The sequence below is a fragment of the Spirosoma oryzae genome (assembly GCF_003002825.1).
GTDB classification, from domain to species: domain Bacteria; phylum Bacteroidota; class Bacteroidia; order Cytophagales; family Spirosomataceae; genus Spirosoma; species Spirosoma oryzae.
The window spans coordinates 129608-153488 of record NZ_PVTE01000007.1; the positions used below are offsets into that span (position 1 = coordinate 129608).

The 23881-nt window shown below is 56.2% G+C and carries 24 protein-coding genes; 16 read left to right on the forward strand and 8 right to left on the reverse strand.

Annotation, left to right across the window (positions count from 1 at the left end; translation table 11 throughout):
* Window positions 1-45: 45 nt before the first annotated feature.
* On the reverse strand, window positions 46-1341 hold the full coding sequence (locus CLV58_RS09905; RefSeq protein ID WP_146141404.1) for an NAD(P)/FAD-dependent oxidoreductase: 1296 nt from the start codon (window positions 1339-1341) through the stop codon (window positions 46-48).
* Between the two features lie 223 nt (window positions 1342-1564).
* On the opposite strand from CLV58_RS09905, the gene CLV58_RS09910 reads away from it, so the two are divergent.
* The 7 genes from CLV58_RS09910 to CLV58_RS09940 all read left to right on the forward strand — a co-directional run bounded on the left by CLV58_RS09910 (window position 1565) and on the right by CLV58_RS09940 (window position 7491).
* Window positions 1565-2182 (forward strand): anthranilate synthase component II, encoded by a 618-nt coding sequence (locus tag CLV58_RS09910; RefSeq protein WP_106137637.1) that lies wholly within the window; start codon window positions 1565-1567, stop codon window positions 2180-2182.
* 9 nt (window positions 2183-2191) lie between these two features.
* A complete protein-coding gene (locus CLV58_RS09915) occupies window positions 2192-2971 on the forward strand; it encodes an alpha/beta fold hydrolase (RefSeq protein WP_106137638.1) in 780 nt (259 codons plus the stop codon).
* 121 nt (window positions 2972-3092) lie between these two features.
* On the forward strand, window positions 3093-3761 hold the full coding sequence (locus tag CLV58_RS09920) for a CBS domain-containing protein (RefSeq protein WP_106137639.1): 669 nt from the start codon (window positions 3093-3095) through the stop codon (window positions 3759-3761).
* Between the two features lie 96 nt (window positions 3762-3857).
* Window positions 3858-4733, forward strand: coding sequence for an NAD kinase (locus tag CLV58_RS09925; protein WP_106137640.1), 876 nt, complete (start codon window positions 3858-3860; stop codon window positions 4731-4733).
* A gap of 130 nt (window positions 4734-4863) precedes the next feature.
* Window positions 4864-5865 carry a DUF6089 family protein gene (locus CLV58_RS09930; RefSeq protein ID WP_106137641.1) on the forward strand — a complete coding sequence of 334 codons (1002 nt, stop codon included), beginning with the start codon at window positions 4864-4866 and terminating at the stop codon, window positions 5863-5865.
* An 18-nt stretch (window positions 5866-5883) separates the two neighbouring features.
* A complete protein-coding gene (gene porG, locus CLV58_RS09935) occupies window positions 5884-6540 on the forward strand; it encodes a type IX secretion system protein PorG (protein ID WP_211300838.1) in 657 nt (218 codons plus the stop codon).
* A gap of 159 nt (window positions 6541-6699) precedes the next feature.
* Window positions 6700-7491, forward strand: a complete 792-nt coding sequence (locus CLV58_RS09940) for a M23 family metallopeptidase (RefSeq protein WP_106137642.1) — start codon at window positions 6700-6702, stop codon at window positions 7489-7491.
* 113 nt (window positions 7492-7604) lie between these two features.
* Here the strand turns inward: CLV58_RS09940 and CLV58_RS09945 are convergent, their stop codons facing one another.
* The 3 genes from CLV58_RS09945 to CLV58_RS09955 all read right to left on the reverse strand — a co-directional run bounded on the left by CLV58_RS09945 (window position 7605) and on the right by CLV58_RS09955 (window position 9990).
* Window positions 7605-7805 (reverse strand): hypothetical protein, encoded by a 201-nt coding sequence (locus tag CLV58_RS09945; protein ID WP_106137643.1) that lies wholly within the window; start codon window positions 7803-7805, stop codon window positions 7605-7607.
* Window positions 7806-7852: 47 nt separating this feature from the next.
* The gene (locus tag CLV58_RS09950; protein ID WP_106137644.1) at window positions 7853-9334 is read right to left on the reverse strand and encodes a CCA tRNA nucleotidyltransferase; all 1482 of its coding nucleotides are present in this window, start codon (window positions 9332-9334) and stop codon (window positions 7853-7855) included.
* A gap of 125 nt (window positions 9335-9459) precedes the next feature.
* Window positions 9460-9990, reverse strand: a complete 531-nt coding sequence (locus CLV58_RS09955; RefSeq protein ID WP_106137645.1) for an L-threonylcarbamoyladenylate synthase — start codon at window positions 9988-9990, stop codon at window positions 9460-9462.
* A gap of 201 nt (window positions 9991-10191) precedes the next feature.
* Between CLV58_RS09955 and CLV58_RS09960 the strand changes: the two genes are divergently transcribed.
* The 5 genes from CLV58_RS09960 to CLV58_RS09980 all read left to right on the forward strand — a co-directional run bounded on the left by CLV58_RS09960 (window position 10192) and on the right by CLV58_RS09980 (window position 16305).
* A complete protein-coding gene (locus CLV58_RS09960; protein WP_106137646.1) occupies window positions 10192-10911 on the forward strand; it encodes a membrane or secreted protein in 720 nt (239 codons plus the stop codon).
* Between the two features lie 86 nt (window positions 10912-10997).
* On the forward strand, window positions 10998-11348 hold the full coding sequence (locus CLV58_RS09965) for a DUF6970 domain-containing protein (RefSeq protein WP_245882290.1): 351 nt from the start codon (window positions 10998-11000) through the stop codon (window positions 11346-11348).
* Window positions 11349-11553: 205 nt separating this feature from the next.
* Window positions 11554-13959, forward strand: a complete 2406-nt coding sequence (locus CLV58_RS09970) for a TonB-dependent receptor (protein ID WP_106137647.1) — start codon at window positions 11554-11556, stop codon at window positions 13957-13959.
* Window positions 13960-14086: 127 nt separating this feature from the next.
* Window positions 14087-15151, forward strand: a complete 1065-nt coding sequence (locus tag CLV58_RS09975) for a DUF4249 domain-containing protein (protein WP_106137648.1) — start codon at window positions 14087-14089, stop codon at window positions 15149-15151.
* 170 nt (window positions 15152-15321) lie between these two features.
* Window positions 15322-16305, forward strand: a complete 984-nt coding sequence (locus CLV58_RS09980; protein WP_106137649.1) for a glycosyltransferase family 9 protein — start codon at window positions 15322-15324, stop codon at window positions 16303-16305.
* Window positions 16306-16315: 10 nt separating this feature from the next.
* Here CLV58_RS09980 and CLV58_RS09985 read toward each other — a convergent pair whose 3' ends face one another.
* The 4 genes from CLV58_RS09985 to CLV58_RS10000 form a co-directional block, all read right to left on the reverse strand.
* Window positions 16316-17113 (reverse strand): Fic family protein, encoded by a 798-nt coding sequence (locus CLV58_RS09985; protein WP_106137650.1) that lies wholly within the window; start codon window positions 17111-17113, stop codon window positions 16316-16318.
* Between the two features lie 86 nt (window positions 17114-17199).
* A complete protein-coding gene (locus CLV58_RS09990; RefSeq protein ID WP_146141405.1) occupies window positions 17200-19083 on the reverse strand; it encodes a GEVED domain-containing protein in 1884 nt (627 codons plus the stop codon).
* Between the two features lie 88 nt (window positions 19084-19171).
* Window positions 19172-20107, reverse strand: coding sequence for a carbon-nitrogen hydrolase family protein (locus tag CLV58_RS09995; protein WP_106137652.1), 936 nt, complete (start codon window positions 20105-20107; stop codon window positions 19172-19174).
* 88 nt (window positions 20108-20195) lie between these two features.
* Window positions 20196-21404 (reverse strand): molybdopterin molybdotransferase MoeA, encoded by a 1209-nt coding sequence (locus CLV58_RS10000; RefSeq protein ID WP_106137653.1) that lies wholly within the window; start codon window positions 21402-21404, stop codon window positions 20196-20198.
* Window positions 21405-21568: 164 nt separating this feature from the next.
* On the opposite strand from CLV58_RS10000, the gene moaC reads away from it, so the two are divergent.
* Genes moaC through CLV58_RS10020 form a run of 4 tightly spaced genes read left to right on the forward strand, consistent with a single transcriptional unit; the run spans window position 21569 to window position 23804 of the window.
* Window positions 21569-22045: a cyclic pyranopterin monophosphate synthase MoaC gene (moaC, locus tag CLV58_RS10005; protein ID WP_106137654.1), complete on the forward strand. Its 477-nt coding sequence runs from the start codon at window positions 21569-21571 to the stop codon at window positions 22043-22045.
* Window positions 22023-22637, forward strand: coding sequence for an NTP transferase domain-containing protein (locus CLV58_RS10010; protein ID WP_245882291.1), 615 nt, complete (start codon window positions 22023-22025; stop codon window positions 22635-22637). The genes moaC and CLV58_RS10010 overlap by 23 nt, the downstream gene beginning before the upstream one ends.
* 47 nt (window positions 22638-22684) lie before the next feature.
* The gene (locus tag CLV58_RS10015; RefSeq protein WP_106137655.1) at window positions 22685-23308 is read left to right on the forward strand and encodes a DUF6992 family protein; all 624 of its coding nucleotides are present in this window, start codon (window positions 22685-22687) and stop codon (window positions 23306-23308) included.
* 10 nt (window positions 23309-23318) lie between these two features.
* Window positions 23319-23804: a nucleoside deaminase gene (locus tag CLV58_RS10020; RefSeq protein WP_106137656.1), complete on the forward strand. Its 486-nt coding sequence runs from the start codon at window positions 23319-23321 to the stop codon at window positions 23802-23804.
* The last annotated feature ends 77 nt before the right edge of the window (window positions 23805-23881 follow it).

Below are 23881 nucleotides of genomic sequence, written 5' to 3' on the forward strand. Positions count from 1 at the left end.
TTCCAAAAAACCTGTTAGGGCTGGTAACTAGATGGTTGCCGCTAGTCAATCGGTGCGGAGAATCTGTTCGGCAACCAACCGTCCTGTTTGCAACGCTGCATTGAGCGACGGATAAGCCGACTGATCACCGCATTGGTATAACCCTTCCGCCAGCTTCAGCGGTTGATGGGTCGTGCCGGCAGTAGCTGCGGTCGGGCTGTACGCTGGCAGTGCCTGCGGAATGTGATAGGTACGCAGATGTCGCCATTGCTGCACACCGTCGCCAAACCAGCCGGTGAGTTCGCGTCGGATACGGTCGGTTAGCGCCGTCTCGTTGACAGTTTCCAGCCCCTGCGTACTGACCGAAATCAGCCGTTGTCCCGCTGGCGCATACGTTGGCGCAACATCACTGACGATGGCCATGTTATGCACCGCCGAACGCCGGTTAGGGTTCAGCATGAGCATTTTCTTCGGCAACTCGTCGGGCAATTGCCAGCTGTCGGGGACGGCGAAATACGTGCAGGTCGTGTGGTTGAAGGCCGTGTTATCGGGAACCGGCCGGTTCCGCAGTGAAGCCACCGATGCCGGATCAACGGCCAGCACGATGGTTTGCGCCTGTATCGTCCGGCCATCCGCCAGGGTAACCCGCGTACCGTCGAGCTGTACTACCGGGCTATTGAGTTGGATCTGATCGGGCGATAGCCGACGCGCCAGCTGGTTGGCTAGTTCACCGATGCCGAGGGCTGGTAGGGCCGCGTCGCCCGAAAAAAACATCCGGAAGCAGAAATCGAAGAATGTCGAGGACGTCGTCAGGGCGTCTTCCAGAAAGACCCCACCGAAGAAAGGCCGGAAAAACAGCTCGATAATGTGCTCGGAAAAGCCGAGGTCATGCAGTCGTTGCAATGTCGTTGTCGGCGTCTGTCTCAGCAACTCATCGACAGGCAGGCTCTGGGTCTGGCGCAGTAACTCGACAATACGCAGTTTATCAGCGACTGTACCGACGGGTGATGTCAGCGTTTTGAAAACCGACAGCGGTTCCTTGAACGGGTTGAATAATGGCAGCCAGGTGTTGGTGCCGGACTGCGGCTGATGAATCAGCGCACCCGACCGAAACCGGGCCAGCTCAAGGGCTTCGTAATTGAGCACTCGCTGCGCTTCCGGGTAGGCCGTCAGCAGAATTTGAAAGCCCCGGTCGAGCCGAAACCCATCGACCAGATCGGTACGCACGCGCCCGCCCACGCCGTCGCTACTGTCGAGTAGCAGCGCGTCGACACCAGCGGCTTTCAGCCGGACAGCGCAGGCCAGACCAGCCATGCCGGCACCTATAATCAAAACAGGAACAGGGGTATTGGGTAGATTCATGTATGTATGAAGGCTGAACCGAACGATCGGCCCGCTAAAAGTACGTGCTCATCTAACCCGTCGGGCAGCGGCTTGGTTATTGGCTGGTACTATTTTTATAAAAATTGACTTAATTGAAGATAATAAAAAAATAATATGTTGATAATCAGTGAGAATAGGTAAACAGGAATTGCTTTTTTCAAGCTATTATTAATTTTGTGCCTATTCGTTGTGTTATACGGGCATGAACCTGCTGGTTGTCGATAATTTCGATTCGTTCACCTTCACGCTTGTCGATTACCTGCGGCAGGCGGGAGCGACGTGTCGGGTATTACGGAACGACGCACCCTGGGACCAACTGACGCAGCCCTGTGATGCGGTGGTACTATCGCCGGGTCCGGGAACACCGCGTCGGGCGGGCCGATTGATGGACGTCATCGAGCATTTTCATCGGCAGGTACCCATGTTGGGTGTCTGTTTGGGGCATCAGGCCATCGGCGAATTTTTCGGTGCTGAGCTATCGACGGCCGACCAACCCATGCACGGAAAGGTGTCGCTGATTCGTGTCGATCCTGCCGATGAATTATTCGCTGGCCTGCCCGGTCGGTTTGGCGTCACGCGGTATCACTCGCTGGTGCTGCGTACCCTGCCCGGCGAACTGGTCAGTACGGCGCAGACCGATCAGCAGGAGATTATGGCCCTGCGCCACCGTTGGTTACCACTTTGGGGTGTACAGTTTCACCCCGAAGCAGCCCTGACCGAACATGGGCTGTCACTTATAAAAAACTGGGTTAACTTTAATCAACACGAGAACACGGCTGGCAACGAAGCATCGTCGGCACCAGCCTGTTTAGTAGCATAGCATACCGGTATGAACTATCAGATTCGGAAAGAAGCAGGATTTCAGTATGTCGATGAAGGGCAGGGCGACGTGTTGTTGCTGTTGCACGGCTTATTCGGCGCACTCAGTAACTGGGACGCCGTCATCAAGGATTTTTCGGACCGGTATCGGGTGATTATTCCGCTGATGCCGATCTACGAGATGCCGATTCGACAGGCAAGTCTGGAAGGCTTATTGACGTTTATCGAACGCTTTGTCGACTACCAGAAACTCAACGACCTGACCCTGCTGGGAAACTCACTCGGTGGACATGTTGCGCTGCTCTACACGTTTCAGCATCCTGAGCGCGTGCAGCGGCTGGTCCTGACGGGGAGTTCGGGTCTGTTCGAGAATGGGATGGGCGGTTCGTTTCCCAAGCGGGGTAGTTACGACTATGTGGCTGAGCGCGTCGCGTATACGTTCTACGATCCGAAAGTAGCGACGAAAGAACTGGTCGACGAAGTCTTTGAAACGACGAGCAGTATCCCCAAGTGCATGAGCATCGTGGGCATTGCCAAGTCGGCGCAGCGCAACAACGTAGCCAAAGACCTGCATAAAATTCAGGTACCTACGCTGCTGGTCTGGGGGCTCAACGATACCATCACACCGGCTGAGGTGGGCTATGAATTCAACCGGCTCATCGCCCAGTCAGAACTGCATTTTATCGACAAATGCTGCCACGCACCCATGATGGAGTGCCCGACTCAGTTCAACAATCTGCTCGCTGACTGGCTGATCCGGAACCCCATCGGCGAACTGGTCGTTGGTTAAGTAACCCGGCGTGTCAGGCGACCGTGGGATAATTACCGACATTCACAGACTGCGTATATCCAACCTATTTGGATTTTCCGTAGTTTTCTGACCAACACATTCGTCGTTGACACCAATCTGTATGCTGGCTGCTGAACTTATCGACCCAATGCTGCCGGCCCTGAAACCGACCGATTCGGTTGGGCAGGCGCTGGACTGGATGCAGGAACACCGCATTGGCCAACTGGTCCTGATCGATCAGGGCGACTATCTGGGCATTGTCAGCGAAGAGCTGCTGCTCGATGTTGGCGACGATCAGCGGCCGCTGAAAAACATACTGCATCTCTTCGAGCAGGTATACGTCTACGAAGGTCAGCACCTGTACGAAGTACTGGGTATGGTCATGCAGCAGCGTATGGACGTCGTGGCTGTACTGAACGAAGGTCGTGAATTTATCGGCACCGTGTCGACGGCCGAACTGCTACGGCAGTTTGCCCAGGAACTGGGTGTGCAGGAAAGCGGAGCCGTGCTGATTCTGAGCCTGAACGAGCGCGATTACTCGATGGCGGAAATCAGCCGACTGGTCGAGTCGAATAACGTCAAGATCATCAGCAGCTACTTTTCGAGTGCCGCTTATGGCATGCCCGATCGGTCACGGTTGACGCTTAAACTTAACCGACAGGACATTACGGCGGTTATAGCTACACTCGAACGGTTCGGGTATCAGATCGAAGCTGCATTTGCCAACACGCCCGTCGAAAGCATCGATCAGGAACGGCTGGACTCATTGCTGCGCTACTTAAATACGTAGGTTTTCGGTATTCGGTACACAGTTCTCGGTTGATTGATACGTGCCGTGGTTGGCTACCGAAAACTGAAAACCGAAAACTGTATACCGCATTATTTTATGAAAATCGCCATTCATGGGCGGAATTTCCCCGAGTCAGCCCGGCCTTATGTGCAGGCTATGTTCGAGGAATTAGCCAAACGGCAGGTCGACGTGCTGATCTCGGCGGGATATCGCGAGTTTCTGGATAACGCTGGCGTCGCTCACTACAGTCAATCGACGTATCTGCCCGAGGAAGGCGTTATCGACGCCGACTTCGTGTTTAGTCTGGGGGGCGATGGTACGCTACTCGACGCCGTGACGCATGTCGGGCCCCGGCAAATTCCGATCGTAGGGATCAACATCGGTCGGCTGGGCTTTCTGGCCACGGTTGCCCCCCCGTCGATCCGGCTCATGATCGACGCACTTTTCAACGGGAAATACGGTATCGACGAACGCACGCTGGTCAATGTCCGGTCAACGCCCGATATTTTCGGGGCCTTACCATTTGGTCTCAACGATTTTACGATTACCCGTACGCAGACATCTTCGATGATTACCGTACACTCGTACCTCGACGGTGAATTTCTGAACTCCTACTGGGCCGATGGGCTCATCATTTCAACGCCCTCCGGTTCGACGGGGTACTCGCTGAGTTGCGGTGGACCGGTGCTCCTTCCTGAAAATAACAACCTGATCATTACCCCCATCAGTCCGCACAACCTCAATGTGCGCCCGATGATCGTGATGGACACCTGCCAGTTGTCGTTTGAGGTCGAGAGCCGCAGCGGTAACTTCCTGGCAGCACTCGACTCCCGCTCGTTTACCGTCGACGTGTCGGCCCGAATCAGCGTGCAGAAGGAAGACTTCAAAGCCCGACTGGTGAAGCTGGGCGACGAGAACTTCCTCAACACGCTGCGCAGCAAACTCAACTGGGGCTGGGACATCCGCAATTAGGCTGGTGCGATCCTTGCTGATGAGTTCCGCACAGGCCTTTTTTTGCGGATTCACCAATAAAAGCCACAAATTGCCGTTTCCGAAGAGATTACGCTTTGATTCATCCGGTTGATTCGCCCATACATTCTCTATGAAAAAAATAAAATACCTGACTGCTGGTATGCTATCGGTCGCTGCCTTGTTTGCTGACTCAACCGATAGTCTGGCGCAGCGACGCGTGAATACGCATTTTCTGCCGTACTCATCTGTCAGTTTCGGTGTTGGCTCCTCGCACTACTACGGTGATCTGGCCGGGTACCGGCAGTTTATTAAGGCAACGTATATCATGCCGCGCTGGAACGTAGGTATCGGCTACACCCGGCAATTTACGCCCAAGTTTGCCGCCCGCGCTACCTTTACCTGGGCACGTATTGCGGGGGACGACTACACGTTCAACAAGAACAACATCGTTGAGAACCTGCCTCAGTATGTCCGGAACCTGCACTTTCGCAACGATCTGAAAGAGTTTGCCATCACGGGCGTTTATAATTTTATTCCGGACGGACGGACGTCGGAAGAGCGGGCCAAATTTACGCCCTACATTTTCGGGGGCATTGCCCTGCTGGCGCACAGTCCCGAAGCGCGCACCCCGTATGATCCGAACGCGACTGAGGCACAGCAATGGGTAAAATTACAGCCCCTGCACACGGAAGGACAGGGGCAACCCGGTTACGACAAACCGTACTCGCTCGTGACAGCGGCTATTCCGGTTGGCCTGGGTGTACGCTATAAACTGAACGAGAACTTCAACCTTGCGTTCGAAGTAGGCTTTCGGTACACGTTTACCGACTATCTGGATGATGCGGGCGGTAACTATGCCGCCAAGGATGCATTGACCGGGCTGGCAGCGCAGATGGCCGACCGTCGGCAGGAGGTTTACGCGGCCCGGCCGAAAAGCCACCCGAACCGGTATCAGCCCCTGGTCGATCTGTACCAGAATGGCGATCCTAGCCAGCAGGCACAAATTAGTAATGAATTGCAGGGAAGCGTTGTGCGGGGTGCCGATGGTAAACTAAACGACGGTTACCTATTGACCAGCTTCCAGATTCATTACATCATCCCGAGTAAGATCAAGTGTCCCCCGATCCGATAGGTAGTGACGAACCAACACATGCGTACGGCCCGGCTGCTCATCGCCGGGCTTTTCATAAGCCTGCATCTGCACGCGCAGAAGATCGAGGTGGGCGGTAGTCTGGGTGGTATGCTCTACAAAGGCGACGTATCGGTCCGTCTCGACCCGCGTCTGTACCGACCGGCGGGTGGTCTGTTTTTCCGCTACAATGCTACGCGTTCGTTTTCCGCCCGACTGGGTGTTGCGTTGGGGGGCGTACGGGGCGATGATCGGCTAAGCAACGATCCATTTCAGCAGGCGCGGAACTTCGCGTTCCAAAGTTCGATCAGTGAACTGACAGGCGACCTGCAGTATAACTTTCGAAATTATACCTCACAGCCGAAAGTCAAAAACTGGACGCCCTATGTGTTTGGCGGCATCGGGCTTTTCAATAGCAGAAACGACGTCGTGCGGGGGCGGGGTATGCTGAATTTTCCGCTCGGTGTGGGACTGAAATATGAATTTCACCGCCCCTGGAGTATAGGATTTGAATTTGGTACACGCTTCACGCGCTACGATTACATCGACGGGCTGGGCGACCAGACGTTTGGAACGACAAGTAATAAGCTGGGGCAGAGTAATACCGCCCTGTCGGACAGCTATACCTACACGGCAATCACGCTTAGCTACACGTTTTATAAGATTGTTTGCCCGTAACCGGTTGCGCAATCGGTCCGTCGAAGGGGGCTTTGGTCGTATTTCGTATACGGGTAAAGCCCCCTTCGGCACGTTCGGTCCTTCGTATTACCGCGCTTTCCGTATTTTTGGCGCGTAATTCAAATCTGACAGGTAGTGAGTAGTAATGGGTACGCGCTTATGCGAATACTGGGTATCGTAGTGGCAATACTGGTTGGCGGGCTGAATGCCGCATCATCACAGACAATGGACCGCGAGCCCGACGAACCGACGATCTATTCCTACTGCCAGCAGTTTCAGGTGTTGTACACACAGATTCGGGAACAAAGTATTCAACCCGATTCGGCCCGTCGCCGGTTTAGTCAGATCATGCTTGGGCTAAAACACCGGTTTGATCAGGATGGGCGTATGCGCTACGACAGTCTGCAACGGGACAGCCTGCGCCGAACGGGTCAGTACTTTGCGTTTCCGATCCGGGGCTATAATCCACGCGCGATCGGCGGTACGCACGGCGAAGGCTACCGGGGCAAAGGTTTCGATTTATTCGATTACAACGTGCGGGGCAGTCACCCGGCACAGGATATTTTTATCGCCGACCGTAATCAGGATTGTATCGACGATCAGACCGGACGACCGGCGGATGTGCTGGCAATGACGAGCGGGGTTATACTGGCCATCGAAACGGCCTGGACGCCCGGCTCCGAGTACCGGGGCGGTAACTGGATCTGGCTATACGATCCGGTGATGAACGGGCTTTTTTATTACGCCCACAACAACGTTGTCGACGTGCTGCCGGGGCAGTGGATCGGGGCCGGACAGAAAATCTCCGAAATGGGTCGTTCGGGCTTCAACGCCTATAAACCCCGGTCTCCGACACACCTGCACCTGATGTACCTGCAAATTCTGCCCAGCGGCTTACCCGAGCCCGAGGATACCTACAAGTGGCTGCTCTCGGCAAAGACTTCTAAATGAAGTTATAAAGTTGTAGAGTCGTAAAGTTATAAAGTTGGCTGGCGCGTTCTGGCTGGTACCGGATGGGTTGACGCGCCAGCCAACTTTTCAACGCTATAACTTTAAAACTCTAGTTACGATTCGCGTACGAGGTTGACGCCGGTGATCAGGAAGATCATGCCTACGATAAACGGAGCTGCTGATTCGGCCTTGTTGATGCTCATACCCAGCAGGGGCTTGCCATCCGATAGAAAGGCAACGAGGGCAAACAGGACGACGACGACGCCCAGAATTGTCAATGACGTGCCGAAGAACCGGCGGGTATTGTTTTCCATGGTGTATTCAGGTGGTTGATACGCTATAGCTCAGGTGTAGTAACTCGTTAAGGCAGATTCAGTTCGAGCGGTTTGACGACGGTCAGGTTACGCTTACGCCCTTCTTCCAGCAAAAAAAGGTAGGCCGTTTCGAGCGTATTGGGTATGTCGCCGTCGAGAATGGCTTCCCGGATAAACGTTTTCAGCTCGCCTACTTCCTTCGACGGCGGTAAGCCAAACGTTTCCATAATCAGTTCACCGGTGATGACGGGCTGGAAACTGCGTAGTTTATCGCGTTCTTCTAAATCAATTAATTTTTGCTCGACCCGGTCGAAGTTGCGGAGGTGCTTCTGTACTTTTTCGTAATTCTTCGACGTGATGTCGGCCCGGCACAGCGCCATCAGCCCGTCAAGATCGTCGCCCGCATCGACCAGCAGCCGACGTAGCGCCGAATCGGTGATCTGCTCTTTGGTGAGGGCAATGGGGCGGAGGTGCAGCCGAACCAGCTTCTGCACAAACCGCATCGACTCGTGCAGTGGCAATTTCATCGTCCGAAAAATACCCGGTACCCAGCGGGCCCCCAGATCTTCGTGCCCGTGAAACGTCCAGCCAACCTTCTTGTCATAGCGTTTGGTGGCGGGCTTGGCGATGTCGTGCAGGAGCGCGGCCCAGCGCAGCCACAGTTCCTGTGCGTTGAGTTCGGGCGTCGACTTGGTGCGGCTGGCGATGTTGTCGAGCACCTGCAACGTGTGGTAGAAGTTGTCCTTGTGGCCCCGTCCTTCGATGGTTTCGACGCCTTTCAGCGCCACCAGTTCCGGGAAAATACGGTCGAGCAAGCCGGCATGGTATAGCAGTTTGAAGCCGTAGGAGGGCGTCGGCGACAGAATGATCTTGTTCAATTCGTCGGTGATGCGCTCGCGCGACACGATGCCAATGCGATCGTTCATCTGCACGATGGCATCGAACGTAGCGGGTTCGATGTCGAAGTTGAGTTGCGACGCGAAGCGAATCGCCCGCATCATGCGCAGCGGATCGTCGGAGAAGGTAACCAGCGGATCGAGCGGAGTGCGGATGATCTTTCGTTTGAGATCCTTCTGTCCGTCGAACGGATCGAGCAGGTCGCCGAACACGCCCGTTGCGCTGCTGCGGTTCAGTTGAATACCCATCGCGTTGATGGTGAAGTCGCGCCGGTTCTGATCATCTTCGAGCGTACCATCTTCCACGATGGGTTTGCGCGAGTCCGACCGGTACGATTCTTTACGCGCGCCGACGAATTCGACTTCCCACACCTGCCCGCCCAGCGTGACTTTGACCATGGCGGTACCAAAGCTGGGGAACACGGCCACGGGAGCCTTCATCGCTTTGCCAACGGCTTCCGCCAGCGCAATACCGCTACCCACGCAAACGACGTCGATGTCTTTCGACGGGCGTTTCAGTAGCAGATCGCGTACAAACCCGCCCACCACATACGCACGAACGCCCAGCGCGTCGGCCTGTTGCGCCAGCGTCTCGAAAATGGGGTTGGCCTGTAGTGTGTCGGTAAAATTCATAGTAGTAGTTTGTAGTTTTCAGTATTCGGTTTACAGTGATTCAACACGTTCCGTTTGCCGGTGGCTGTTGACATAGACAGGCCCAAGGGACCGTAAACAGTAAACTGAATACCGAAAACCGCACGTTATTTTCTAATGAACGCCATGCCGCCGTCCAGGTCGAGCCGGATGATGCGGGGCTTGCGGGGCATGCCGGGTAAGGCACCAAATCGTTCGCTAACGGCGGCTTCGGCGGGTGGGGGCAAGGTCAGCGACTCGAACGGAATCGTGAGCAGGCCCCGGCCGAAACCACCGATCAACCGCTGAACCTCGGCGTTCAACGACCGCCGGACGGCAATTTCCTGGCTCTGTTCGAGTAGTACGGGAGCAATGTTTTTTCCCTGCTCGAAGACGACGATCAGCGGGTTTTCGGCAAAGTCGACCACGTCGTAAGCAACGTCGGGCAGTTTGGCCACGTACAGCACCAGTTGATCGGCGTTCTGAATGAGCACCGTCGGGCGGACGCCGTCGGGCATGACCGAAAAAAGTGTCAGGAGTTTCGCAACGGCTTCTTCGTTGGTCGGGTCGGCGGCAACCGACCAGCCGGCTTCGTCGGCCAGCGCGATCAGGTTGCCCTGCCGGAGTTGATAGGTAATGTCGCGGATTGTAGCTGCCATAGTTGTCTAAACCACAAAGATACGGCACGGTTTGCCATTCGCCAGCCGTGTTGCCCCTTTGTTCAGACATGCGCCGGACGTAGCTTCGTTCGTTCGCGATAGACAACCAAGCGCTAACACCGTTTACTGCTTATGTTCGCCGATCAATGACTACATTGTCGCGAACGCCAGCTAAACGCAATAACCTTATTCCTGATAACCATGAAAGCAGTTGTAGTTTCTTTACTTCTTGGCCTGTGTCAGCTGACGGCAATAGCGCAGGTAAAACCGACGGATCTGGTAGGTGCCTGGCAGTTTGTAGCGCCGTCGGGTACGCGTACGGTGCTGACGTTCACGGACAATTACGTTATGCATACGGCCTACGAACCCGGCCGATTCATCAGTACCAGTGGCGGAACATGGCAACTGGCGGGTAACAACCTGATCGAAATTATCGAGTTCAACGCAGCGGACAGTACCCGTGTCGGGTCAATCGACCGCATGGGCGTTAGCCTGACTAACAAAAAGCTGACCGTAGCCACCCGATCTGGGAAGATGATATTCGATCGAATCGATCAATTCAACTCGCCGGAGCAACTGGCCGGTTTATGGCGCATTACGAGCCGGGCCAACGATGCGGGGCAACTGACGCCTATGCAGCGTGGCCCCCGCAAGACGCTTAAATTGCTGACCGGAACGCGCTTCCAATGGGTCGCTATCAATCCGCAGACAAAGCAGTTTTCCGGTACGGGTGGTGGCACCTATACCCTGAAAGACGGGAAGTACACCGAGACAATCGAGTTTTTCTCCCGCGATAACAGCCGCGTCGGTAAGTCGCTGACGTTCGGGGCCGAGGTTGGTCCTACGGAGTGGCATCATACCGGGCAAAGCTCGACCGGTGGCCCCGTCAACGAAATCTGGACGCGGGAAACGGGGAACTAAGTGGTGGTACAGGGATTATAAAAGGCGTCGTTCCAACCCATTGGCGGTACGATAGGTCTGGCAATAAACCAACCACACACTGATCGATGAATCGTTTTCTGCACCTCTGTCTTTTTGCCGGCCTGTTGTCATTAGGCTGTCGGCGCAGTGATGTTCCAACTGGTATTCCAACCTGTCTTCAAACCCGGATCGATATGATCAAAGCCGAGGGCGTGTGGAGCCCACCCGCGAAAGTCTATCAGTATCGGTATCAGGGCCGGACCGTCTATTTCATCCCACAACATTGCTGCGATATTCCGAGCCAGCTGCTGGACGATCAGTGCAATACCATCTGCCTGCCCGACGGTGGTTTCGCTGGTTCGGGCGATGGCAAATGCACCGACTTCTTCGAGAAGCGGACGGAAGAGAAATTACTCTGGGAAGATACCCGGAAGTAGTGGAGCGTGTAGCCCAGACCTTCCGGTCTGGAGGGCGCGACAGCGACCTGCAAAGCTGCCGATCACGTAAGTTGGCCTGACGGCCTCCAGACCGGGAGGTCTGGGCTACACCAACTGCAACAGTAACCGATAGTCAAAACGTAGTGGGTAAATCGGACGGCCGGGTGCGTTTAGTGTCTGGTTCTGAATTACACATCCGCTGCATATGCGCCTGACTGCTTTACTGATTCTCGTATTGACCGGCTATTGCCGACTTGCGCAGGCGCAGACCCCCCGACAGAAATCGCCCGTCTTTTCCGTGACAGGCTACGTACGCGACGTCCGGACGAAACAGCCTATTCAGGGTACCAACATCGTGGTGCTCGACGTATCGAAAGGCTACGTCACGGCCAGAGACGGCTTCTTCGTCGTCAACCTGCCGGCAGGACGCTACGTGCTCAAATTCACGCACGTCGGCTACCGACCGACGCTCGACACGATACAGGTGCAGGGTACCGTGTTTCGGGAAGTGACGATGGCCGACGATGCCAAAGACCTTGACGAAGTAACGGTGACCAGCGAGACGCCCGACCGGAACGTACGGAAGGTCGAACTGGGGGTGTCGCAACTAACCATCCGCAGTATCCGCCGGATTCCTCCCTTACTGGGCGAAGTCGACATTATCCGAAGTCTGTTGCTGTTGCCGGGTGTAACAACGGTGGGTGAGGGGGCTCCCGGTTTCAACGTGCGCGGTGGAAGCGCCGATCAGAACCTGGTGCTGCTCGACGATGCCCCCGTATTCAACACCAGTCACCTGATGGGTTTTTTCTCGGCCTTCAATCCCGACATCGTGCGCGACGTGACGCTCAACCGGGGGGGCGTGGCTGCGTCGTACGGCGGTCGGGCGTCGTCGGTGCTGGACGTAAAAGTCCGCGAACCCGACGCGCAGAAATGGAGTGTCAACGGGGGGATCGGTCTGGTGTCGAGCCGGTTAGGTGTTGAAGGACCAATCCTGAAAAATAAATTGTCGCTGTTGCTGGGGGCGCGGGCGTCGTTCAACGATTTTCTATTCAAACTGGCCCCGGCCAATCTGCGAAATACCCGCGCTAATTTCTACGACCTGACGACCAAACTCAAATACCAGCTCAACGAACAGCACACGCTGACGCTCACCGGTTACCAGAGTCAGGATGCGTTTAAGTTACCGTCCGATTCGCTGTCGGGGCAGGAAATCAACGCATCATCGACACAGTTCAACTACCAGACGCTGAACGGAACCCTGCACTGGAACTACTTTATCAGTAAGCGGGCGAATCTCAACACGGCGCTGATTCTGAGTCGGTACCGCGCTTATCTGTCGGCTCCCGACTCGGCCAATGCGTTTACGCTGCGGTCGGGTATCTGGCAACGGCAACTGAAAACCGATTTTACGTACACGCTCAATCCGGCGCATCAGGTACAGGTTGGGCTAAGTTTGATCGACTATCGGGTACAACCCAATACGCGCACGGTGGGGCCGTTTTCCAATGTGCTGCCGGTAACGCTGGCCGATGAACGGGCCTACGAACTGGCGGCCTACGCGCAGGACGAATGGACGCTGAACCCAGTACTGTCGATCCTGATGGGGCTGCGCTACTCGGAACTGCTCAACCGGGGGCCGGCGACCGTCCGAACCTATGCCGAGAACGGTCCGGTGCAGGACGAAACCGTGACCGGCACCCGCCCGTATGGTGCCGGTGCCGTTTACCACACCACCGGCGGACTGGAACCGCGACTGGCGCTGCGCTGGACGGTCGGCGACGGGAAATCAGTGAAACTGGGTTACAGCCGGCTGCGGCAGTACATCAATCAGATTACGAATACGACGGCCGCGCTACCGACCTCGCGCTGGCACCTGAGCGATGCGTATACCAAACCGCAGATCGCTGACCAGTACTCGCTGGGCTATTTTCGTAATAGCACCGACAACGCCTACGAACTGTCGGGAGAGGTCTATTACAAACACATCGCCAACGCGATCGACTACCGCGACGGGGCGGAAATCCAGTTAGCGCCCAACGTTGAAACGCAGATCGTGCAGGGTGACGGACGTGCGTATGGTTTTGAAGGACTGGCGCGTAAAAACAAAGGACGCTGGACGGGTTTCGCCAGCTATACCTACGCCCGGACGTTCCTGACAATGGACAGCCCGTATGCCAGTGAGCGGATCAACGGCGGTAATCCTTATCCGGCCAACTACGATAAACCGCATACGCTCAACGTGCTGGCGACCTACCGCCCGACGGCCTGGTTTAGCCTGTCGCTGAATTTCACCTACAGCACCGGTCGCCCGACAACACAGCCGTATGCCCGCGCGCTTATCAATGGAATCTATGTGCCGATTTACGTCGACCGGAATCAGCAGCGCATCCCGGATTATCACCGGCTCGATTTTTCGATGTTGTTCGAGCAGAACCCACTGAAAAAGAAGCGGAACCAGAGTAGCTGGGTCTTTTCGATTTACAATGTCTACGCCCATAAAAATGCGTATTCGGTCTTTTATCGATTAAGCAACGCAGCCAACGAAAATGCCTACAAGCTATCCATCTTTGGAACCGCCTTCCCCTCGCTGACGTACAATTTTAAATTTTAAGGCGGTTTACGGTTCTCCGTATTCGGTTTTCGGTAGCGCTGGCGTAGTCACGCGCCCTCCTGCCAAGAAACCGGTACACACTGAAAACCGAATACCGTAAACCGAATACCGTAAACCGAAACCTGTTATGAAACTATCCTCCTTCCTGATAAGCCTCCTCTGTTCGTTGACGGTGCTGGCTTGCGTGACTGAATACAAGTCGGAAACGGTCAGTATTGCGCCGGCGCTCGTGGTAGAAGGTCAGGTAACCGATCAGCCCGGTCCCTACACGGTCCGGCTGACCCGTACGGCCGACTACACGATTCAGAGCGTCAACCTGCTCGAAACGGGTGCTACCGTGACGATTGCCGATGACAAAGGCAATCGTGAAGTCCTGACCGAACTGTCGCCGGGTGGTGTGTACCAGACCAGGGCCGGGGGAATGCAGGGCGTGGTCGGCCGGAGTTATACGCTGACCATCCAGACCAAGGCTGGACTGCGCTATGAGTCGACGGCGGAGGTACTGCCGGGGGTGTCGCCCATTTCGAAAATCTACTCCGAATACGTCAGCACACCACGAGTCAATCAGCTTGGCATCAAACAGGGCTGGAACGTATACATCGACACGCAGGACCCCGACACGCTGGGTAATTACTACCGCTGGAACTGGGCGCACTACGAAACGTTACAGGCCTGCAAGAAAACGTTCAACGCCACGAAGAAGCTATACGACGGTATCTCGTGCTGCACGCCCTGCTGGCAGATCGACCGCTGTCACAACTGCATCGATATTAGCTCGGATGTCGATATCAACGGGCAGGCGATCAGTCGTCAGTACATCATGCAGGTGCCCTACACGTCGAATACCCGCTACTATCTGGCTGTGCAGCAACAGGGCCTGAGCCGGGGAGCGTATCAGTTCTGGAAAAGCGTGAAGCAACTGGTCAGCAATACGGGTGGTCTGTTCGATGCGGCACCGTCGTCGGTGGCCGGGAACATACGCTGCGTGAGCGACGCCAGTCAGCCGGTATATGGGTATTTTGGGGCGGTAGGCTTGTCGGAGCAGATCATCTATGTAGATCGCAGTGCCGGGCAGGGAAGCCCCGACGCCGACTACCCGACCGACTTCCCGTACCCGTCGAATCCCCCCTGTATTGCCTGTCAGAACAGCCTTTACCAAACGCCCGTCGCACCCCGGGGGTGGCGTAACTGAATGAGTTGACAACCCGCGCCAAATGCAATAGCTTTGCAACCAGGGTCAACCCGGTTTACGGTATTCGGTACATAGTTTTCGGAAGCAGGCTACCGTTGAACTACTGGAGATTGTACGGCAGTCGCTGTAAACCGTAAACTGTATACCGACCGACGAAACAACCTTTCCCGATGAAGATTTTAGTGCTGCGGTTTTCGTCGATCGGCGACATCGTGCTGACAACGCCTGTCGTGCGCTGTCTGAAACAGCAATTGCCGGACGCTGAGGTGCATTTCTGTACCAAACGATCGTTTCAGGCCATTGTCGAACACAACCCGTACATCGACAAGGTTCATTATCTCGATGGTAGTCTGTCGGACTTACTGGCTACCATCCGCCCCGAACGCTTCGACTACATCATCGACCTGCACAACAACCTTCGCACCCGTATGATTAAGCTGGGCTTGCTGGGTGTGAAGGCCTACAGTTTCAACAAGCTGAACCTGCGCAAGTACCTCTACGTCCGCTGGAAGGTCAACAGCATGCCCGACGTGCATATCGTCGACCGATACATGGCGACCGTCCGGCCGCTGGGCGTTATCAACGATGAGCAGGGACTTGACTACTTTATCCCGTACAAAGATCAGATCGAAGCGGACTGGTTGCCGATTACCCACCGCGACGAGTACGTGGCCTATGCGATTGGCGGGCAACACGCGACCAAGAAACTACCCGTGCCGCGCATGATCGAACTCTGCCGGAAGATCAATCACCCCATTGTCTTGTTGGGCGGTAAAGAAGACCGTGACGCGGGCAGCGCAATTGAACAGGCACTGGGCAGTGGACTCATCTACAACGCCTGCGGGCAGTACAACCTGAATCAGTCGGCGTCGCTGGTGCAGCGGGCGAAGGTTGTATTTAGCCACGATACGGGATTGATGCACGTCGCGGCTGCGTTCAAAAAGAAGGTCTATTCGATCTGGGGCAACACGACACCCCAACTGGGCATGTACCCGTACAAAACTAATTACGTCGTGCTGGAAAAGACCGGCCTGCATTGCCGCCCCTGCTCAAAAATCGGCTTCGACGCCTGCCCGCTCGGCCACTTTAAGTGTATGAACGAGCTGCCCCTCGACGTCGAGATGCGGGAATTGCGCAAGAAAAAGAAGTTTTAGGCAGCGCTTATCAGCGTGCTTTCAGGCGTAACGCCCAGGGGAGCATCAGCAGAAAAGGCAAACTTCGGTCGTCACGCACGGTTTCGTAACGATCACCTAAATGAATGTTCTTGTAATAGGCCGTTAGTTTGCGCTGGTAGTTGCGCTCCGACTGAATATACCACGCTACATCACCCAGCATCTGACTCAGGAACCATTTTTCCAACAGGCGAGCCATTCGGCCGTTGCCATCGGCGAAGGGATGAATTTGAGCCACGCGCAGGTGAATCTGAGCGGCAAAGTAAAAGACCTCATTGTGGTTCAGGTCCTGCTCGGTCAACAGGTTTATGTCGGCTACCAAGCGTTGCATTTCCTGTGATACCAGAGTCGCTGGCGCGCCTTGATATACGATGGCTCCCGTCTGTAGATTACGAATCGTTACTTCTTTGTCTCTATAACTACCCTGATACGCCTTATTTCGATTCAGCAGCGTAGCCGACATGTATCGGTGGGCCGTGAGCAGTCGGTCTTCCGTGATTGTCGATTGCTGAGCATACCGATAGGCTTTGATCAAATCATCGATTTCCTGAATCGATTTCGTTTTTTTTAAACCCATCTCCTGAAACCGGTAGTACTCGTTAAGGTCCACCGTGGTGCCTTCAATATTGCTGGAGAAGATCGAACTGGCTACGAGAAACGAGAAGAAATCCAGTGACGGCTCAAGTCGCCGTAGCTTGTTGATGTGTTTATGGATTGTCAATGGCTGGCGGTCAACATAGTCAGTTAACCACTGATCGTTCAGCGTATGCAGGTCAATACGTTTATTCATAATTGATAAAGATGCCAACAATAGTGAATAAGGTGCAAATGTAGTGACGGTACCAGTGGAGAATGAGTGGAGCGCAGTAGACCCGCTCAGTTGAGCTGAAGTAAGCCGCTACTGGCGTACACCAGTTGGCCACCGGCTGTCAGTGAGATGCGTTGGGCCTGCGCAACGGCTGATACCGTGATGATATGCTGCACGGTGATGGCTTCGCCCGCAACAGGTACGCGCCCACAGGACCAGACGGACGGGTCATGCCAGTTGCCGTTTCGCACGGTTTTCGGTAAACAGGGTAGTACGGTCAACTGATAATTCTCCGCTTCGCCGTAGCTGTAGTTACCGCAGGGATCGGCCGGATTGGTACTGCTCCCCGCCAAGGATATAATTCGGATTGGGAAGCGGCCCGGCTTTGCATTGGCGGGTATGGTGATGCCAGCGGTGATAACCGCCGTGGTCGACGCGGGGGTCTCGTAAATCTGTTCGCCCGGATCGCTGAACGAGCCGTTCCGGTTAACGTCTGCCCAGACCGTCAGCCGCAGGGCGTTGACCCGGTTGATTGGAGTAATGGTAAAGGTATAGCTGGCTCCCGGCACAACTGGCGGAGCCAACGTTGTAAACTGCCCGACCCCCGAAAGGGAACAGCCTGAGTTCTGGCTCAGTACCTGCCCATCGAACTGGACACTCCCCAGCCCCGTCGCATAATCCTGGCACCCGTATGTGTATACCGGCTGGCAGAAGGGGGTATGGAAAATAAGAACCTGGCTAAGGTCACCTGTGCTGTTGGAGGGACGTATCCGGTAGTAGACAGTGGCCGCCAGGGGGGCATCCAGATCCGTGAACGACGTTGCATTCGGGGCTACGCCACCCGCAAAGGTGAAACCCGTCGAGTCGGAGGTGATCGACCGTTCGACGAAATACCCCATCTCGTTGGTCGCATTGTCTGTCCAGTTCAGCACGACGCGGGCGTTGACCAGCGCGGCCGATAGATTGGTGACCGGGCTAACCGGGGTCGACGCAGCGTTGAGTGAATAGGCGGTGTGCGACTGACGAAGCGCGAGCCCGTTTGCCATCCGTTCATACTGTCCGGCCGTCAGATCGTGCGTACAGGGAAAGTAGTACGACATGATGTTCGTTGGCGAGGGGTGATAATGCGCTCCGGTGCCGGGTTCCGTGATGGTGCAGGTATAAACCGATGGGCACCCCATGACGCAGGTCATTGCCGCATCGGGCAGGTCAGTTCGGCCGTAGGGATCGGCGGGTGTGTCGCAGACCAGATCACCTGTCCGGGCACAATTGTCGCCCGCTACCGTTTCGTACCCGGTCTCATTGTCGAAGGTGTGCAGCAGGTTGAAGTTATGGCCCAGCTCGTGCGGAATCAGGCGATTGCCCAGATCGGCATCGCTCCCCACCCGAATAAACGACTGGGTCGACGCGACATTGTTGGATGGGTAATAGGCATAGCCCCCCGTGTTGTCGCCGTCGAAAGCCTGCACGTAATACTGATTCAGCGCGTTTGTCGCGTTACGGTTGGCAATGGTGGTTTCACTGACGCCGATGACGAAAGCGTTGTACAGGTTGTCGTCATCGACATAGTCGGGACTGTTACCCGAAAAGAAAAACTGAATACCGGCCGACCGGTAGTAATTGTTGGTCAGGGCGAGTACGTTGTTCAGACTCGTTAAACTATAGCCATCGGTCCCGTTGGACCGGCGAAGAATATGCGGCCGGATCGGTACATACGTCAGCGCGGCAACAGGCTGTCCATTCGCCAGTCGTAATTGTACGGCCTGCGTCATGGCGGCTTCAAGGGCTTTCCGTTGGGACAGGGGCAGCGGCCTGGTGCGACACGGCGGTGGTGTTGCTGTCGGTTGTGCCCGAACCAAAGGCAGGGTGCTTAGTGTCAGCAGAAACGTCCACGCAAGAAATTGAGCAGCAGGGTATAACGAAACGGTAAGAAAGCGTACAAATCGGCCCATGCTTACGTGGGGTCTCAGTCGATGGGGAAACCAGTAGATCTGTCCACTATCTATGCCAGTAGATTCGTTTTTCGCAGTATTCCGGCTATCAGGTCGGATAAATCTGGGTATCTGGCTGGTTGACGACTGTCAGTTGAAACACGTCGGGGCGGGCGTAATGACCAACGCAGTCGAAGTCGAGTTTGCTTTTGGCGAGCAGGCTGAAATCGAGTTCGGCGGTAAGCAGCCCTTCCTGATCCCAGAGTGGCCCGGCTAGTACGTCGCCGAGCGGAGACAGAATTACGCTGCCACCCCGGCTCATAATGTCGGGCTCATCGGCAAGGTCGGCCTGGTAGCGTTCGGGATAATCGCTTTTGCGGACAAACTGGTTGCTGGCCAGCACAAAGCAGCGGCCTTCCAGCGCGATATGCTGCATGCTTGCCTGCCAGGCATCGCGGGCATCGGCCGTCGGAGCCAGATAGATCTCGACACCCTTCTGGTAGAGTGCCGTGCGGGCCAGGGGCATGTAATTTTCCCAGCAGATTAATCCACCGATCCGGCCCAGGCTGGTCTGGTAGCTAACCAGCGTACTACCGTCGCTTTCGCCCCAGATGTACCGTTCCAGACCCGTAGGTTTCAGCTTGCGGTGCTTGCCCAGCAGCGTACCGTCCGGTCCGAAATACAGCAGGGAGCAGTGGAGCGTACCGCCGATTGGTTCGCGCTCGGTAACGCCCAGCCCCACAAACAAACCCGCGTCGCGAATGGCGTTGCTGAGCCGGTCGACGGATGGCGACGGCACGTCGAGACTGTTGGCCCAGTAATCGAGCCACTGTTCGCGCCCCCGGTCGGTCCGGCGACCGACAACGGCATCGAAGCGCAGCCCCCGTGGGTAGCAGGGAATAAACGATTCAGGAAACAACACCAGCTGACAACCCGCCCGTTTGGCCCGCCCGAGCCAGTCGATAACGATGTCGATGCTTTTCTCGCGGTCGAACAGCGCCGGCGTCGCCTGCACGACGCCGACAGTAACGGTTTGCAAATCCATTGTGTACGGTTTTGTCTGTTGGTACCGTCGCGGTAGCGACGAACTATTGGTTGGCATGAGCACCAGCGAGGATGCTGGTGCTGACAAATTACAACGTTTTCCAGACGGGAAACGCGTCGCCCGGTTTGAAATCTGATTGGTCGGCGGGCAGTTCCATGAAGGCGTTGGCGTCGAGCAGATTGGCGAAATCGGCTGAACCCGAGCCGGGCAGGGGGTGCGCCACCAGTCGACCGTCGGGTTCGCTGGTCAGCCGAACCGACAGAAAATGCGTCAGTGCCGGGCGGAACGTGTAGGCCGAAGCCAGTTGCGCATAAACGGGTGGTTCAGGCAGCAGTCCCAGCGATGCCCGCAGGTAAGGCATCACGTAGCGATACGTACAAAGCACCGTCGACACGGGGTTGCCCGGCAGGCCAAAGACCGTTTTGCCATCGGGCGTCGTGCCGAACCAGAGTGGCTTGCCCGGTCGTTGATCGATCTTATGGAAGCGTTGTTCAACACCCAGTCGCTGTAACACGGCCGGTACGAAATCGGCTTTGCCCGCCGATACGCCCCCGCTCAGCAACAGCAGATCATTGTCTGCCAGCAGCATGCTCAGCCGTTCGGTCATCAACGCTTCATCGTCGACAATGCGGTGCAAACTGGCCGAAATACCCAGCGACTTCAGCGCAGCCTGTAGCAGGTACGTATTCGACTGGCGAATCTGATAGGGCAGGGGTGTGTCGCTAACGCCAACGAGTTCATCGCCCGTCGAGATCAGCGCTACACGCGGGAGGGTCGACACGAGCAATGTTGCCTGACCAACCGATGCGGCAACGGCAATCGCTGCCGGACCAAGTAGCATGCCCGGCGACAGCAATTCGTCGTTGGCCCGACGGTCGGTAGCCTGATGATGTACGTTCTGCCGGCTCAGGACGTCTTCGATTTGCACCGTAGCGTAGCCGTCAGCGATGTCAATGTCTTCGTAGCGGATAACAGTATCGGCCCCCACCGGCAGCATGGCCCCCGTCATGACCTCCAGGCAGGTGTTCGCGTCGGTCAGGGTTTGCTGGGGTTGCCCCGCCCGCTGCATCCCGACCACCCGAAACGTCCGGGGCGCGTCGGCGGGCTGACCGGCGAAGTCAGCGAAGCGAATGGCAATGCCATCCATCGCGACCCGGTCGAACGGCGGAAAATCACGGTCGGCGCAAACGGCTTGTCGTAACACCCGCCCCCCGGCTTCGGTTAACGTGACAGATTCAGTTGGTAGTGACAGACAGTGTTGCAACACCAGATCGGTGGCCTGAGCAGCAGTAAGCATAGGAGTCGAGTAAGCGAAAATAAGGCAAGTTGCGCTACGAATGTCGAACTTCGACGCGACGATACAAGACGGTGGTCGGTATTCAGTAGTCAGTTTACGGTTTACAGTCGCACTGGCAGTACTGAAAACCGACTACCGTGAACCGTAAACCGAATTCTGAAAGCATGAACCAATTCTCACACATCAGCCCGGAAGGCGACCCCGCGATGGTCGACGTGGGGGCCAAAGCCGTTAGCCGCCGGACTGCCCGCGCCCGCAGCGTCGTTGTTCTCAACGAGGAAATTATGACGCATTTCGCTGGCCAGGACATCGCGACCAAGAAAGGACCGGTATTTCAGACGGCCATCATCGCCGGTACGATGGCCGCCAAACGAACCGATTCACTGATTCCGCTTTGCCATTCGCTGGGGCTCGACAACTGCCGCATTACGATTCATACCGAAGGGCTGACCGCCGTTGTCGAATGTATCGTGTCGACCGAAGGCAAGACGGGTGTGGAGATGGAAGCCCTCGTCGGTGCATCGGTTGCCGCCCTGACCATCTACGATATGTGCAAGGCGTTTTCGCACGACATCGTCATTCAGGAAACGAAGCTGATGGAAAAAACCGGTGGTAAACGTGACTTCAACCGAGACAAGTAGCACGGGCGACGGTCAGGTGGCTCTACTAAACGGCCTGGTGCTGATCGGTGGGCGTAGCCTGCGGATGGGGCAGGACAAAGCCCAGCTCGTTTACCACGACAAACCCCAGCGCGATCACCTGACCGAGTTGCTGCGGCCCTACTGCCAGACGGTCTACTGGTCGGTCAACGCGGAGCAGATCGATCGCTTACAGGCGTCGGGTATGCCGCTTTTGCGCGATGTCGAGAATCCGCGACCGGGTCCGCTCAACGGTATCCTGGCGGCCCTCAACCACGACCCGACGGTGGCCTGGCTCGTCGTAGCCTGCGACATGCCCCTGCTGACCGACCTGTCATTGCGGACGCTGGTGGCCGGGCGTAACCCAGCCTGCCTGGCGACGGCTTTTTACGATACCGATGGTCGTTACCCCGAACCGCTGCTTTGTATCTGGGAGCCCGCCAGCGGACCCGTCGTACGCGACGCGTTCAACAACGGCATGGTGTCGCCCCGGAAACTACTGATGTTGCATTCGGCAGCGCTGTTGCCCGCGCCTGATCCGCGCGAGTTGACCAACGTCAACAGTCCCGCCGAGCGGAACGCGCTGGGCTTCTGAAACAAGCCGGTTCAATCGGGGTTGTTCCAGCATAAACGCACGACCTTATGACGTCACTTCGTTCGTGGCTGGTTACGGCCAGCTCACTTTTATTGGGTACGGCCGTTTCGGCGCAACGAGCGGACCCCCCGGCTACGTTACGCGACTTCAGCGAACAGCGGATTCGTCACCAGAAAACACTGGGATACGCACTGGGCGGGTATGCGCTGGCGAATATCGCTGTTGGGGCCATTGCCGCCGGACAGACAACGGGCGAAACCAAAGCCTTTCACCAGATGAACGTCTACTGGAATCTGGTAAATCTGGGTATTGCCGGAGCGGCTGCGCTGAGTCAGCGAAAACAGTCCGGTGAAGGCGAAACGCTCGCGCAGGCCGTCCGGCGACACGAAAACATGAAGCAGCTTCTACTGGTCAACACTGGTCTCGACGTGGCCTATGTCATGGGTGGCTTGTACCTGCGGCAGCGGGGCAGGACCAATGAACTGAGCGGCTTGCCCGGCAAAGCGGCTCAGCAGCAGGGCTACGGTACGTCGATTATGGTGCAGGGCGGTTTCCTGCTCGCCTTCGATCTGGTTAACTACCTGCTCTTCAAGCGCCGGGGCGACCGGCAGCAGGAACAATTGCTACAGGCTACCGATTCGGGTATTGGACTCGTGCTGCCGATTAACTGACTTTTCAAGTATGACTGCTACAAACAAAACCGATAATGACTTTTTGCGCGAGGCTATTCAGCTAGCCCGCGATGGTATGATGACCGGACAAGGTGGTCCGTTTGGGGCGGTGATCGTCCGGAACGGGGAGATCGTCGGCAAGGGAAGTAATCAGGTAACGTCGACCAACGACCCGACGGCCCATGCCGAGGTAGTCGCCATCCGCGATGCCTGCCAGCGGCTGGGCACGTTTCAACTCGAAGGCTGTACGCTCTACGCATCCTGCGAGCCCTGCCCGATGTGCCTGGGAGCCATTTACTGGGCGCGTCCCGACCGGATCGTGTATGGCTCGTTTCATTCCGATGCGGCCGGGGCCGGGTTCGACGATCAGTTTATCTACGAGGAAATCGAGAAGCCGCGCGACGAACGACACATTCCGATGCAACAGAGCCTGCGCGATGAAGCTAACGTTGTGTTTCGGGAGTGGGTCGCCCTCGACAAGCGGATTCGCTACTAGCTGCCCCAAAATCCCGGCCAAACGAAGTCGGTAAAATGCCGTACTTTTGTCTGTCAATTCTGAACAACAAACCAATA